The organism is Pseudoalteromonas haloplanktis ATCC 14393, from assembly GCF_000238355.1.
Classification (GTDB): Bacteria; Pseudomonadota; Gammaproteobacteria; order Enterobacterales; family Alteromonadaceae; genus Pseudoalteromonas; species Pseudoalteromonas haloplanktis.
Genome location: NZ_AHCA01000001.1, coordinates 826,077 through 840,298 on the forward strand (window position 1 = coordinate 826,077; position 14,222 = coordinate 840,298).

Sequence of the window (14,222 nt, forward strand, 5' to 3'; positions counted from 1 at the left end):
AAAATACTCCGTTATTGAGTTTTAGCAGTTTCGGCTGGCACTGCATTAACAGGTGCGCCCGGCGCTATTTTTTGTAAGCCTTCAACAATTAACTTGTCACCATCATTTAAACCATCGGTGATCAACCAATTAGCACCGACAGTACGATCTGTTTTTAATACCCGAGGCTCTACAGTGTTGTCTTTACTAACTACCATGGCAGTTGGCTCACCTTTGGTATTACGGCTAATACCACGTTGCGGCGCTAAAATAGCGTTAGCTTTGACGCCTTCAACAATCACAGCTCTCACATACATGCCTGGTAATAATAGTTTTTCAGGGTTTGGAAATTCAGCACGCAACGTCACTGAACCTGTACTTGGGTCAACCGTCACTTCAGAAAACTGTAAGGTACCTTTGTGTTGATACACTGAGCCATCTTCCATTTTTAATTCAACCGCTGAATGGATAGCAAGATCTTTGTTGAGCTCACCATTAGCAATGGCTTTTTTCAAACGTGTTAATTCACTGCTTGATTGGGTTAAATCAACATAAATAGGATCAAGCTGCGTGACTGTAGCAAGTGCCGTCGCTTGGTTAGCACTGACCAACGCTCCCGCGGTCACATTAGATTTGCCAATTTGACCACTGATTGGTGACTTAACCTTACTGTACTCTAGGTTAATTTGTGCAGTCTTTAGTTGCGCTTGTGCAGTTAATAAATCAGCTTGAGCACCTTTATAGCTTGCATCAGCTTCGTCAAAGTCTTGCTGGCTTACGGCTTTTATTTTTAACAGCTCATCATAACGCTCTGATTTTGCTTTAGCGTTAGCGATACTCGCTTGCGCTTTGGTGATCGCCGCTTTACTCGTTGCAACCTGCGCTTCAAACGTCGACGGGTCTATTTGATATAACGCCTGTCCTTTTTTAACTTCAGCCCCTTGAGTAAATAAACGCGATTGGATAATCCCGTTTACTTGCGGACGAATTTCAGCCACTTGCGAAGCGGTAACTCTGCCCGGTAACTCTTTAGTCAAGGTTAATGGTTGACTCTTTAAAGTGATCACCCCAACCGGAATTGCTTGTTTAGCTTGCTGACTGACTTGAGGACTTTGATCGCAACCGGATAAAGCAACTACACTTGCCAAAGCGGTAACAGTAAAAAGAACGACGCGTGAACGCTGCATGTTAACTACCCTTAATTTAGAATGAACGATCATTCTAAATTAATTTATTGCATTTTCCAACGTTAATTGAGAATTATTTTTAAAAGGTATAAGGGGTGTAAAGGCTTGTAAAAATGCTTGACTGTGCGCTCTAAGTCAGTACAACTCGATAGCCTAAATAGCCGCAGTGTGTCATAACGGCTACTTCTTAGGTGCTGTAAAATTAAGTATATGAAAACACTTAAATACAGAGAATAGAAACCACTAAAAGGTAATTTAAAATTATTTATGTGCCAAATGACATGGCATTATTGACGCTGTTTAGATAAGCATGAATTGCACAAGGGCATCAATTTAAAATGAGCGACTGACTACTGCACAAGTAGCTCATTTATAAAATGAAGAAACTTACTGAATTGTTGAAATATTCACATTAAGCTGGGTAATTGCACAACCTGTGCTACTTGAATTTAAGCGATGATATTGGGTATTTTTACTCGCCGTTAGCGTTACTAAAAACTGATCCTGTTGGCCGACAGCCGTTTTGTCTTGGCTTAAACACATCGCTTGAGTAAGGGAGCGCAACTTAGCATCCATTAAAATATTACTAAAACGCTGCATCGGTAAAGGCGGCATTTTAATTGCAGGTAACGCATTATCAATACTACGCTGACTTAATAAAAAGGCATCATTCTTTATTTCAATTACAGCACCTGAAGGCCAATAATCAAATTGAAATTGCTGTTTCGCTTTTGATTTCACATGCACCACACCGCGCTCACCTAACACAGTTAATACATTACTTTGGGCCGATTTTATCACCACCAAGCTAGTCTGTTCATCAATCCCTAATCCATCTGTTTGCTTACTGGCTGATAAAGAAGTAGCAAGTCCCACGCTGCGGTTCTTCTCGCTAAAATACGTATCCAGTAAAGCAAATGGGACACTGCCTAACCCATGTCCTAAAACGCTTTGTTGGCCTTGCAACGCAGCTAAACTAGAAATTGGTTTAACAGTAACACTATTGCCTGTCTGCTCCTGCTTTCCTGACAATAAGTTGCCACTAAAGCCCGAGGTTATTAATACTGGCGCATCAGCAATTGCATCAGTCCACGGGTAAGCATTCCCGCGAGAATCAAATAAAGCAGCCGTTAAACGCTGCTCTGTAGCATTATCAAATTCAGTCCCGACTAACATAATGCCCGTGCTTGCTTTGATCCGCGCCGTAAGGTGCGCTACACCCTGCGAGCAGGCTGCTTGCTCTTGGGCAATACGCGTTGGATATACACGCTCACGATTATAAACATTCGCCTGTGCTCGGTAGGTTGTTAATTGATCACATTGCTTTTCCTGTAATGCTGATACAAGCGAAGGAGTTAAAGGCAGCCATTCAATTGCCACTCCTGTTTGTGATAATACCGTTTCATAATAATTAGCATCAGCATAAGGGTCTCGAGCACCCGTCGTCAGTACTAATAAGCTGGGTTGCTGCGATTTAACTTTTAAACTCGCCGCAATAAATTTATAGCTGTCGGTTAACCACCCTTGAGCTTGCTTGCTGTGTTCAATATCAATATTAAACACCCTACTTTGCCCATTCGGCTTAGCAATTTCAAGCATATCAACAACGTACTCAAATTCAGCTTGCGATAACTGGCTTAACTGCTCACTTGCTATATCGCGCCACGCCCAGAGCAATTCTTGTTTACTAAGCGCTGATGGATGTGTTGTTAACAATCGCTTTAAACTGCTCACTGTTGGCGCCAAACGGCTTTTATCTGCCGTTGGCCAGTGACTCTGTACATCATCAATTACGTGCGAAGTTAATAAGTACACTGCCCCTTTTTCATTCCCTAATGGAGTATCAATATTACAAAACTGGGGAGTTAAGCTAGTGCAGGTTTCAATTGCACTGCCCATAATGATCAACGTTTGTTCTTTATTATCGGCAAACGTTACATGCGATTTTAGTAAAGCAAACAAAAACAAAGCGCTGCTGTTAAAGCACAAAAGCAATACACGCGAAAAAAGCGGCATGAAATACCTTGAAAAAATAATTAAACACGGCTTATATTGTTAACTATCTAATCTGCAACAACAAGCAACGTTTTAAATAACCAACCTTATTTTTCTCACTGTGCGTCATTGTTACTAGTCGCCAACGAAGTTACTTTTGACACTAACAACTGCTCAACCCTTATGCCTTCGACATCAACCACTTCAAACTTAAAACCCGCATATTGGATGTATTCAGCGCGTTTTGGAATACGCTTCATTGAGTAAATTAAGTACCCAGCCACGGTTTCGTAATGCATTTGATCGGGAAATTCGTCGATCTCCAAAACTTTTGCCAGATCTACAACAGGGGTTAAGCCATCGACTAACCACGAGTTTTCGTCTCGCTCAATGATCAGTTCATCTCCGGTATGAGTTATCAAATCGCCCATAAACCCTTTCATTAAATCTTTTACTGTTACAATACCTACCACTAGCGCATATTCATTAACCACCACAGCAAACGGTTTAGCTGCCGCTTTAAATGCGTTTAGCGCTTCAGATAAACTGAGTGTTTCTGGTAAATAAAAAATATCTTTCTCAAGCATCTCGCTGTTGATCTTTGCTGCATCTCCCTTGAGTACTTGGCGTAAGATATCTTTCGACTCGACCGAGCCGATTAATTTATCTAAGTTACCATTGCACACTAAAAAATGATTATGAGGGTGCTCAATAATTTTACTGGCAATGTCCGCACTCGCTTCATTAATATCAAAATAAACGATTTGGTCTCTAGGTGACATAACACTCGATAAAAAGCGCGCTTCTAAGTCAAATACGTTACCAATTAAGTCATACTCTTGCTGCTGTAAACTGCCGTATTCAGCACCAGCGTCCATCATCGCAACAATATCTTCGGTGGTGACGATATCTTCACGCTCGGCGGGTACTTTAAATATTCTTAAAATAACGTTCGTTAAGCCGTTAAAAAACACCACTAATGGAGTTAATGCAAAGGTAACCCAACGCATTAAGGTAACCAGCCTTACAGCCACAGCTTCTGGCATGATCATCGCTAAACGCTTTGGCATTAAATCAGCAAATAGAATAAATAATGAGGTAATCGTGAAAAACGAAATTAAAAAACTAATTTGTGCTAACAGCGGCCCTTGGTAAACCATCACCAACACACTTTCTACATAAGGTGAAAGTGCCTGTTCACCAACAATACCACCTAAAATGGCGATCGCATTTAAGGCTATTTGAATCATGGCAAAAAAAGCGCCGGGTTGCTCTTGCAGTTTTAAAACAGCAGCCGCTTTTGCATTCCCTTCATCAGCCATAACTCTTAATTTAATTTTACGCGATGCAGCAATGGCGATTTCCGACATCGCAAACAACGCACTGATCAAGATCAACAAACCAATCCCGATTAAGTCACCCATTTATAACTCCAAAAATAAGCGCTTTTATAAGCAAAAGCAGCTGGATTATAGCCCCTTTTAAAGGTTCGGCAATTGAAATTTAAGTAATATTAAAAAGCTTTTAATATCAATTAGCTAAAAGTGATTTAAAGCTTATTGATAGGTACTAAATGCGCTGCTGAGTCTCGTTTTGGTAGGATTGTCTAATTGTTTATTACACGCAAAGTAAAGCCCTGGTTGCTCCAGATCCAATCGTAAAACAGGTAATAACTTATCAGCCATATCACCTTTTGCTTGTTCGTATTGCGCACGTTGCTCGGGTAAAACAACCATATCGATGCTGTTTTTACGGTTTTGAACTATTTGGAAAATATTATCAAAGCTACTCATTAACATCAGGTTTTTACCTTCTTCAAAACCTTGTGATAATAAATAATGGTGGCTGTAATTATCTTTTAATACCGCAATACGATATTGCTTTGCTTGCTCCAAGGAAGTAATCGCTATATTTTTGGAGTTTAAGGCATATAAATAAGCGTCTAACTCGGCTAATTTTGCAATCCAAACAAATTTATTTTCACGGGAAATTGAACGCGTCATCGAAAAAATACATGTCTGCGGATCACGCAGCGCCATGTTAAATGCTGTACTCCAGCCATTGACTGATATTGCATAATCAAGCGCTGAAGCATCTAACACTCGGCGTACTTTATCAGCAATATCCCCCACTAGTTGGTTATTTTCATCAAGGTATTGGGCAGGTGGAAAGTGCTCAGTCACTATATTTAATTTAGCGACACTTTGACTACTAATAATTATGAATAAAAAACAACACCACTTAGCCACTATTTCCCCACAAATTATTATTTTAAGTTTTGATTGAGCGTAAATTAAATATAACGGGGAATCACTGATTTGTGAATTAAAAAAGCAGCATGTCATTGCATGCTGCTTATTTTTATTTTACTTGATTCATCGCATTAATTAAAAAAGCGGAAATTTTCGCACCTTCTCTCAGCGTGGTTTCAGAGCTTGATTGACCAACAAGCGAGCTATCTGTAAATGGTGCGATTTCCATCATATCTGCGCCAGTTATCGGAAACTCATCAGCTAATGCCACTAATATATCTAATGCATGATTAGGTGTTAAGCCGTTACCTTCAGGTGTACCCGTTGCCGATGCAAACTCTTCATCCAACGCATCGATATCAAAACTAACATAAAGCTCATCCACATTATCTGCCTTTAACTGAGCAATCACCTCAGCCGCAACCGCTGGTGCACCACGTTCAATGATCTCATGCGCCCAATGTTGCTTAATACCGAATGTCGATTCCCAGTGCTCCTTAGGTTTACCACTTGAACGAATACCAAATTGAATAAGGTGATGTGGTGCAGGCAAGAACTCTAAAATATGAGTACACCATGAGCCAAAACATAAATCGATACCTAAACGCTCAACAAGTAAATCTGTATGTGCATCAAAATGAATAATCGCAGTACGTTTACCTTGCTCACGCTTGGCTTTTAAATAAGCTTTTGTCAGTGGGTAACTAATTGAGTGATCGCCTCCAATACCAAAAATACCTTTATCTTTAAAGGTTGCGTAAAAGCTGTCGCAGACATCTTCCGTAATAGATAAAGGGCTTACGTAATACTCACTGTTTGGGTTGTCGTACAATGCTTTTTGGCAATTGCTGATAGTTGCATCATTTAAGTATTTATCATGCAATAAATGGGGAATAACCCGCACATCGCCTAAATCAAATGATTTAGCCTGTGGCTGTTGATCAATTAAGGTGGAACGTAAAAATAACGGCCCCCAGTTAGCGCCACGTAGTATTCCACCACCACAATCAGAGCTGATCCCAAGCGTAACAGCTTTGTATGGGCTGTTTGATAAAGTGTCTAACGAGTCACGCCACAAAGTATCTACATTATCTTCTTGTCCATAGAGTTTCATGCGCAGTGCAGCTTTACGTTCTTTTGCGGTATTCACCGTAAAAACACCATCACCAGGTGGGCATAAACAGTGCTCAACTTTGCTTTTAAATGTTTGCCATTGTGTGCTCATAACGATTCCTCACTTTGCTCTTTTGCGTAATTATGCAAAAAGAAAACTGCTAAAAAATAAATTTAATAAAAGCTTCATTTAGCGTTGTTGGCCCAAAAAAAGTGCAAATAGCCAAACCAGCCTCACCTTCTAAAAAACAATTTACTTAATATAAAACATAAGCTTAACTTTTATTTTCAAACAGCGTATAAATTCAAATTATATACTCAGTAAGATAGATATAGTGTCTATACAGACAAGTCAACCGGCTTGGCTATTGCATCGCTGTGCTGACTGCTTGATTATTCAAATGCAATGAATAAACCTTAAAGTCTATTTATTTTTTAAGATTAAACGGGTAGCTAAGCAGTTGGTTATCAGACAGAGCACCCCCTATTTTATAAAAACGGACATCCGTCCTGTACAGCATTTAGCATTCTGGTAATTATGCTAAATTGACAACGACTCTTTAAAAATTAACGTGGCTATCACGTTAAAAGCAAAAGTAATAATAAGGCTTCGCTATGGAAAAGGTATTTCACTTAGGGCTCACACGTAACGACTTACAAGGCGCGACATTGGCAATTGTGCCAGGCGATCCAGATCGTGCAGCCCGTATTTCTACGTTTCTTGAAAACCCCACATGTCTTGCTAAAACCCGTGAGTTTCACGTTTATTTAGGGCAACTCAATGGTCACTCTGTGGTGATTTGCTCAACCGGTATAGGTGGCCCTTCAACATCTATTGCTGTGGAAGAGCTGGCACAGTTAGGTGTTGATACGTTCTTACGTATTGGCACAACAGGCGCTATTCAACCACATATAAATGAAGGTGATATCTTAATTAGCCAAGCTTCTGTGCGTTTAGATGGCGCAAGCCAGCACTTTGCACCACTTAGCTTTCCAGCTGTATCCGACTTTTTTAGCACTCAAGCAATGGTTACAGCTTGTGGTAATTTAGGGATTGATTTTCATATTGGTATTACTGCATCAAGCGATACTTTCTACCCAGGGCAAGAACGTTACGATACCTACTCAGGTTATGTACCAAAAGCGTTTCAAGGTAGCTGTGAAGAATGGCAAAAACTGGGAGTCATGAACTATGAGATGGAATCAGCAACACTATTCACTATGTGTGCTGCCCTTGGTTTAAAAGCCGCTTGTGTCGCAGGGGTATTAGTCAATCGTACGCGTCAAGAGATCCCAAATGTAGATCACGGCGAGATTGAGAAGAAGTCCGTCGCCGTGGTACTCGAAGCTGCTAAATTACTGTTGGTCTAATCTTCAATGGTAAACTGATGCTTTGCAGTGCTGGTAAGTCATTATAACTTGCCAGTACTGCTTGACTGGCAGTTAACTGATTTTCCTTGCCTTGCGTTTGCAATAACTCAATCCCTTTGACAACCTCTTTACTCATTGTCAAACCAGCTAAATGTAGTTGGCTTACTGCACTTTGTAGTGGCGATAAACTTGGGCTATACGCTGCATTCTCAGCATAACAGCCATAAAAATCACCATTTTCGAACGTGCTAATTTTAACCGCGCTATAATTTCCCGAGTAAGGAACGTACGCTGCCAACGCGCAACTGAGTAACTGCTCATCAAACTCAGTCGTTACAGCAAACCCATGCAATTGAGGTGCAGGATTAAAGAGGCTATATGCATTACCTAAATCCTGTGGGCCAAATGCATAAGGTAATAATTCGGTTAATTTAAACTGCTGTTTTGGCAGTAAAATATCAAAGCTCTGTGCATCTGCCAATTCATTCATAAATTGGCGGCAATAGCCGCATGGTGCATCGCTGATGGCAATTTTTACAATTTTTTTCGCCCCATTGAGCCACGCATTATTAATAGCAGATTGCTCCGCGTGTACCACAAGGCTTAATGCCTGCTGGGTAAATTCAACATTCGCGCCAAAATAAAAATGTTGCTCACCTTGTGCATCAAGACCGCACACTATTGCACCTACAAAAAATTGCGAAATAGGTGCAACGGCAAACTGTGCCGCAATAGGAAGACAAGCACGTAAAATTACATCCACCGGCTGGTTATACTGTTGACACAGAGCTGCCACATCAGTGCTGGGTAAAATACCCGCATGGCGTTTTATTGTTAGATACAACTGTTGTTGTTGCCCAGCACTAAAGCTAAAAGCAGTGGCTGTTTGAAGAGATGTTGTAGGCATAGACTAGTTTCATAATTTAATGGCTAACTAGTCTAAAATGTTCAACGCTTAAATGCTAGGTTGATTTACTAACCAATTTTTAGCGCTATTAAAACAATCAAAGTTTTCGGCTTTAATATCGAAACGTTTTGCCTTTTGCAAAAACAAATCGTGCATAAAGCCATCAAAGCTTACTACTCGCGCAACAAAACAACGAGCTAACCAATTTGAAATTGCTGGCATTATCGTTATCAAATCACTTGCGGGAAATTTATGGGTCAACTCGGACACATCAACCAATAATTTATTGCTGCCATACATAGACACATACTGCTGCGCTATTTGATAAAAATTTATCACATCCTGTGCACTTGCTGTCCCTCTGAGCGTCATCATGATCAACGACGTGGATGCATCATAGGTGATGCAAGTAGACACATTCGACATTTTACTACTCGGTAATTAACACACTTGCCCCAATGGCAAAACAGCCGACATTCTAGATAAAATATAAAAACAGTCAATATCTAACAATAAATCAGGTCTGACCAGAGCGCAAAACCAACCCAAAGGATTAGTTTTGTTGCTGAAATGATACTAATGGCGCGGTGAAAAATAACAATTCTTCGCTATACTAAGTAAATGCTGTATACAAGGTAAGCCCCTCATTATGATACTGTCGTTCTTTTTTCGTATCGTCGCATGTGTATATTTACTAATTTTTAGCGCAATACTTTTTGCAGCGCCTCTTACTGACTCTGAATATGAAGAACTCAGGCAAAATATTCGCACTGCTTATGCTGAGAACCCGGTCACTGCAATAGATTTCACTAACACTATTCTAGATACCAAAGAGCTCACTCTTGAACAACAAATTAAAGTACTCAATTACAAAGCTTGGTTCCAACTAGAAACTGATCAACTTGAAGAAGCAATGCGTACTTTGGTCACTTATAAAGCCATGACCTTACGTTCAAATGATCCCACTTTAATCTATGGATATTATAATATTAGCGGTGGAATTTACTCTAAACTTGCTCTGTACGAACAAGCACTTAATTACTTTTTGCAGGCCCTTGAACAAGCCAATTTACGAAAAAAAGAATTAGTGCATCAAACTGAAAATAACATTGGCGAAGTATACCTTGCATTACATAAGCTTGATGAAGCTGAACATGTTTTTACTCAATACTATGAATACACTAAAACACTCAATAAGCCGTTAGATTTCTCGATTGCAATGACCAATTTAGCGAAAGTGATGGTGGCAAAACAACAGTACCAAGCAGCAAAAGAGCTACTTGATCGTGCAATAACATTACAACGGGCTAATCAATTTGATTACCATTTATCGTGGAGCTATCAATTATTAGGTCAAATTGAACGAGAAACTGAAAACTATCCAAGCTCGGTAAATTATATACAACAAGCTATTTTATTATTTACCAATAGTGGCACGCCTGTTGAGCTGATCAACGCTAAGCTATCGCTTGCTAAAACTTACCATCAAATGGGCGAAACAGAGAAAGCAAAGCTGTTAACTCAAGAAATACAACAGCAAGCTAAGCAACTCAAAAATTTAAGTTTAACCGCCACTGTAAGCGAATTTTCAGCCTCACTCTCAGAGTCGACCGGGGACTTTGAAACTGCTTTAATCGCCTACAAACAATATAACCAAAGTAAACAAGCGCTGTTACTGCGCCAATCTAATGTAAATTTAGCCAAAGCAATCGCTGAAGTGGATATAGCAGGTAAAGAGTTAAAAATAGCTAATCTAACCAAAGAGCAACAAATTAAAGCAACAGAAGCAAAAGCATTCAAAGAGCTATCTTTAACCATCACAATTTCATTAGTGGTACTACTGCTTGGTGCCATGTACGCCATTCGCAGTGTTCATAATCAAAAGAAAGAACTGGCAAATACCTTAGAGGTGCTCACCAACACACAATCTCACTTAATCGAGGTTGAAAAAATGGCTTCGCTCACAGCACTGGTTTCCGGTATGGCTCATCAGTTAAATACACCCATTGGCACTATTGTTACGGCCAGTTCGTTTATTCAAGACAACTTACAACTACTTGAACAAAAGTTTCACAATAAAACACTCTCTCCTAGTGACTTTAATGTTTTTATTCAACAAAGTAATACAGCTAAAGATTTAGTGATCAGCAATATTAATCGGTTAGCCACCATGATTGAAGAATTTAAAGCGTTAAATGTCTCCATTGCGTTAGATAAACCGATGAGCAAGATTGAGCTGAGCAGCTTTCTCACTGAACGAATGAGCACATTACAAAGTTATCTTTCTAAAGAAATTAAATGTGAGTTTAGTGGTGCAGAGTTAAGCATTACTACGTACCCATCGATCCTGGGTGACATATTTAAAACCTTAGCCATTAATGCTTATGAACATGGCTTTAATAATACTGACAATGCATTAATCAGCATTGATATTCAACAGCGTGATGACCAAGTGATCATTGTTTTCCAAGATAATGGCAGTGGGATAGATAACGCTATCTTAAAAGATATTTTTACGCCGTTTTATTCCACCAACCCAGGCGGAAATCATTTAGGGTTAGGACTGAACGTGGTGTTTAATGCGGTAAAATCTAATTTATTTGGTAATATATGCGCCGAGCCTTGTGAGAACGGCGCACGGTTTGTGATCACATTACCAATTGATGGCCCCAAAGCTGCAAAAGAGCACAATGAAGCCATAAAATAAAGGCACTAACCGGTATTACGCATACCTGCAGCGATGCCTGTCATAGTGATCATCAGTGCATTATCAATATCACCCGAGGCACCTTCTTGCGCTTCACGAGAACGTTTAAGCAGCTCTACTTGCAGTACATTTAGCGGATCAGTATACGGGTTACGTAAGCCAATTGACTCTTTGATCCAAGGTTGATCAGCCAGTAAGCTTTGCTGCGGGCTTAATGATTGCACGAGTGCAATCGCCTGCTTAAGCTCTTGGCGTAGTTTGTCACCCAGCGGCTTATATTGCTCCTCAACAAGAGCATCATCATAATGCGCGCTTAACCAGCTATCCGCCTTACTAAATACCATTTCGAGCATTTCTAAACGAGCGCGGAAAAACGGCCATTGTTGACTCATTTCATTTAGAGTCTCCACACCGTACTTTTCAAGTGCAGCTTGTAAGCCTGTTAACGCACCTAACCATGCAGGTAGCATAAGGCGGTTTTGACTCCATGCAAAAATCCACGGAATTGCACGTAAGCTCTCAACACCACCATGCGGATTACGCTTAGCTGGGCGCGAACCTAAAGGTAACTTACCCAGCTCTTGCTCCGGTGTAGCCATTCTAAAGTAAGGAACAAAATCTTCGTCAAAACGCACGACATTGCGATAATGCTCGCATGATTTTTCGCTGATCAGCGCCATCACATCACGCCATTCTTCTTTCGGCTCTGGCGGTGGTAATAAGTTACTTTCAAGCACGGCACCGGCGTAAATATTTAAGCTCTCAAGCGCAACATTTGGTAAACCAAACTTAAAGCGGATCATTTCACCTTGCTCAGTAACACGTAAGCCGCCTTTGAGTGAACCCGGTGGTTGTGAACGTAGGGCTTGGGCAGCAGGTGCACCGCCGCGGCCAACCGTACCACCACGACCATGGAATAATACCAGCTCGATACCGCGTTCTTCTGCTAAATGTACTAGCTTATCCATCGCTTCATATTGGGCCCAACCAGCTGCCATCATGCCTGCGTCTTTGGCTGAATCAGAATAGCCGATCATCACGTTTTGCACGCCCTCAGCTTGACCACGATACCAGTTATTATCTAATAACTGCGTGATCACATCGCTACCAGCGTTTAAGTCATCTAAAGTTTCAAACAATGGCGCTACAGGGAGTTTAAAGCTACAGCCACTTTCTTTTAGTAACAGTTGTACAGCTAATACATCAGAGGCTGTGCGCGCCATAGAAATGATGTACAAACCAAATGTTGAGGCATCTTGCTTAGCGATCACATCAAACGTGTCGAGCACTTCTTTGACATCTGCACTTGGTTGCCAATGTTTAGGAATAAGTGGACGTCGCGAGTTAAGCTCTGCCAGTAAGAATGCTTGCTTATCTTCTTCTTGCCATTGGTCGTAATCACCTAACCCTAAATAACGGGTTAATTCTGAAAACACATCGCTGTGACGTGATGAATCTTGGCGTACATCTAATTTCGCTAAACGGATCCCAAAACTATTGATACGGCGTAATACGTCAAGCAGTAAACCATTAGCAACCACGCCCATGTTGGTTTGTAGCAATGAGCGATAACAAGTTTCAAGCGGCTGCTTTAACTGGTCAATATCAGTCACGACATCTTGTGCATCTGTGCGCTTATTCATGATCTTAGCGCCAAGGTGAGCAACAGTCTCGCTCACTTGTGCTTTGAGTGTTTTTAGTACAGCACGATACGGTTCAAAATCTTGCCCTGCTAATTCAATAAGTTCATCACTGGCTTGTGACATTGAAAGTTCAGTACTGAGGGTCTCGATATCACGGCTGTACAAATCAAGTGCCATCCAACGCCCATGATCAAGTACTTGCTGAGTAACTTGGGCAGTGACAAATGGGTTACCATCGCGATCGCCGCCCATCCAAGAAGTAAACTCTATTGGGCTATAATCATTAGGTAACTCTAAATCCAGATGCTGTTTAACTTCTTTACTAAAATCACGTAAAAAACGCGGCACAGCGTGCCATAAACTATTTTCAATTACTGCAAAACCCCATTTTGCTTCGTCTATTGGGGTTGGGCGTGAGCGGCGAATATCATCAGTATGCCAGGCTTGGCTTATCAACTGAGCAATACGATTTAAAATATTTTCCCGCTCATACGGTAAATTATCGGTACGCTCAAGCGCCGCTAAACAGTCACTTAATTCAACGTGTTTATTTATAATTGTACGGCGGGTTACTTCTGTTGGATGCGCAGTAAGCACTAAATTGATATGCAGTTTTGCGAGCGTGTCTGCTATTTGATTTGGATTCACTTTCCCTGATTGTGCTTGGCTAGCCAATACTTTTAAGGTTTGCGTAAGCGGGCTTAATTGGCAAAAACCAACATCATTAAAACGTGAGATAGTGTGAAATTGCTCTGCAACGTTAGCTAAATTTAAAAAATGATTAAAAGCACGAGCTACCGGTAGTAACTCTTCATCGGTTAAAGCATGCAGAACATCAATTAAGGCTTGGCGGTCTTGCTCGTTTCCTGTGCGTGATGATTTTGCTAAAGCACGAATTTCTTCTACTTTATCTAAAATCGCTTGTCCTTGGGCGTCTTTAATTGTTTGGCCAAGTAATTGACCCAATAAATTAACGTTCCCACGCAAGGCGGCATATTGTTCACTCATTCCTGATACTCCGTTGTTGATATTTATACCATAAAGGCATTCTTAATAAGCAATGTACGA

Annotated in this window: 10 protein-coding genes; 2 read left to right on the top strand and 8 right to left on the bottom strand. The window is 40.6% G+C overall.

From position 1 onward, the window contains the following. Positions 1-11 precede the first annotated feature (11 nt). From PHAL_RS0103385 to PHAL_RS0103405, 5 genes are all read right to left on the bottom strand, one after another. Positions 12-1,166, bottom strand: coding sequence for an efflux RND transporter periplasmic adaptor subunit (locus PHAL_RS0103385; protein ID WP_016707009.1), 1,155 nt, complete (start codon positions 1,164-1,166; stop codon positions 12-14). Positions 1,167-1,553: 387 nt separating this feature from the next. After that, positions 1,554-3,182, bottom strand: a complete 1,629-nt coding sequence (locus PHAL_RS0103390) for a cyanophycinase (RefSeq protein ID WP_016707010.1) — start codon at positions 3,180-3,182, stop codon at positions 1,554-1,556. A gap of 95 nt (positions 3,183-3,277) precedes the next feature. After that, complete coding sequence (locus tag PHAL_RS0103395; RefSeq protein ID WP_016707011.1) at positions 3,278-4,585, bottom strand: hemolysin family protein; 1,308 nt, start codon at positions 4,583-4,585, stop codon at positions 3,278-3,280. Between the two features lie 132 nt (positions 4,586-4,717). After that, positions 4,718-5,410, bottom strand: coding sequence for a substrate-binding periplasmic protein (locus tag PHAL_RS0103400; protein ID WP_029216004.1), 693 nt, complete (start codon positions 5,408-5,410; stop codon positions 4,718-4,720). 112 nt (positions 5,411-5,522) lie between these two features. Continuing rightward, a complete protein-coding gene (locus tag PHAL_RS0103405) occupies positions 5,523-6,638 on the bottom strand; it encodes an arginase family protein (RefSeq protein ID WP_016707013.1) in 1,116 nt (371 codons plus the stop codon). A 503-nt stretch (positions 6,639-7,141) separates the two neighbouring features. On the opposite strand from PHAL_RS0103405, the gene udp reads away from it, so the two are divergent. After that, on the top strand, positions 7,142-7,897 hold the full coding sequence (udp, locus tag PHAL_RS0103410) for a uridine phosphorylase (protein WP_016707014.1): 756 nt from the start codon (positions 7,142-7,144) through the stop codon (positions 7,895-7,897). On the opposite strand, the gene cdd is transcribed toward udp, so the two are convergent. Both cdd and PHAL_RS0103420 read right to left on the bottom strand, forming a co-directional pair. Then, the gene (cdd, locus tag PHAL_RS0103415; protein WP_016707015.1) at positions 7,878-8,804 is read right to left on the bottom strand and encodes a cytidine deaminase; all 927 of its coding nucleotides are present in this window, start codon (positions 8,802-8,804) and stop codon (positions 7,878-7,880) included. The genes udp and cdd overlap by 20 nt on opposite strands. A 48-nt stretch (positions 8,805-8,852) precedes the next feature. Continuing rightward, positions 8,853-9,230 carry a hypothetical protein gene (locus PHAL_RS0103420; protein ID WP_029216005.1) on the bottom strand — a complete coding sequence of 126 codons (378 nt, stop codon included), beginning with the start codon at positions 9,228-9,230 and terminating at the stop codon, positions 8,853-8,855. A gap of 223 nt (positions 9,231-9,453) precedes the next feature. Between PHAL_RS0103420 and PHAL_RS0103425 the strand changes: the two genes are divergently transcribed. Beyond that, positions 9,454-11,511 (top strand): tetratricopeptide repeat-containing sensor histidine kinase, encoded by a 2,058-nt coding sequence (locus PHAL_RS0103425; RefSeq protein ID WP_016707017.1) that lies wholly within the window; start codon positions 9,454-9,456, stop codon positions 11,509-11,511. A 5-nt stretch (positions 11,512-11,516) separates the two neighbouring features. Here the strand turns inward: PHAL_RS0103425 and ppc are convergent, their stop codons facing one another. Beyond that, a complete protein-coding gene (ppc, locus tag PHAL_RS0103430; protein WP_016707018.1) occupies positions 11,517-14,162 on the bottom strand; it encodes a phosphoenolpyruvate carboxylase in 2,646 nt (881 codons plus the stop codon). Positions 14,163-14,222 lie beyond the last annotated feature (60 nt).

Bases quoted from the DNA above. Each gene is read 5' to 3' on its own strand.
- udp (WP_016707014.1), top strand. From the start codon at position 7,142: ATGGAAAAGGTATTTCACTTAGGGCTCACACGTAACGACTTACAAGGC.
- PHAL_RS0103425 (WP_016707017.1), top strand. From the start codon at position 9,454: ATGATACTGTCGTTCTTTTTTCGTATCGTCGCATGTGTATATTTACTA.
- cdd (WP_016707015.1), bottom strand. From the start codon at position 8,804: ATGCCTACAACATCTCTTCAAACAGCCACTGCTTTTAGCTTTAGTGCT.
- PHAL_RS0103385 (WP_016707009.1), bottom strand. From the start codon at position 1,166: ATGCAGCGTTCACGCGTCGTTCTTTTTACTGTTACCGCTTTGGCAAGT.
- PHAL_RS0103420 (WP_029216005.1), bottom strand. From the start codon at position 9,230: ATGTCGAATGTGTCTACTTGCATCACCTATGATGCATCCACGTCGTTG.
- ppc (WP_016707018.1), bottom strand. From the start codon at position 14,162: ATGAGTGAACAATATGCCGCCTTGCGTGGGAACGTTAATTTATTGGGT.
- PHAL_RS0103405 (WP_016707013.1), bottom strand. From the start codon at position 6,638: ATGAGCACACAATGGCAAACATTTAAAAGCAAAGTTGAGCACTGTTTA.
- PHAL_RS0103390 (WP_016707010.1), bottom strand. From the start codon at position 3,182: ATGCCGCTTTTTTCGCGTGTATTGCTTTTGTGCTTTAACAGCAGCGCT.
- PHAL_RS0103395 (WP_016707011.1), bottom strand. From the start codon at position 4,585: ATGGGTGACTTAATCGGGATTGGTTTGTTGATCTTGATCAGTGCGTTG.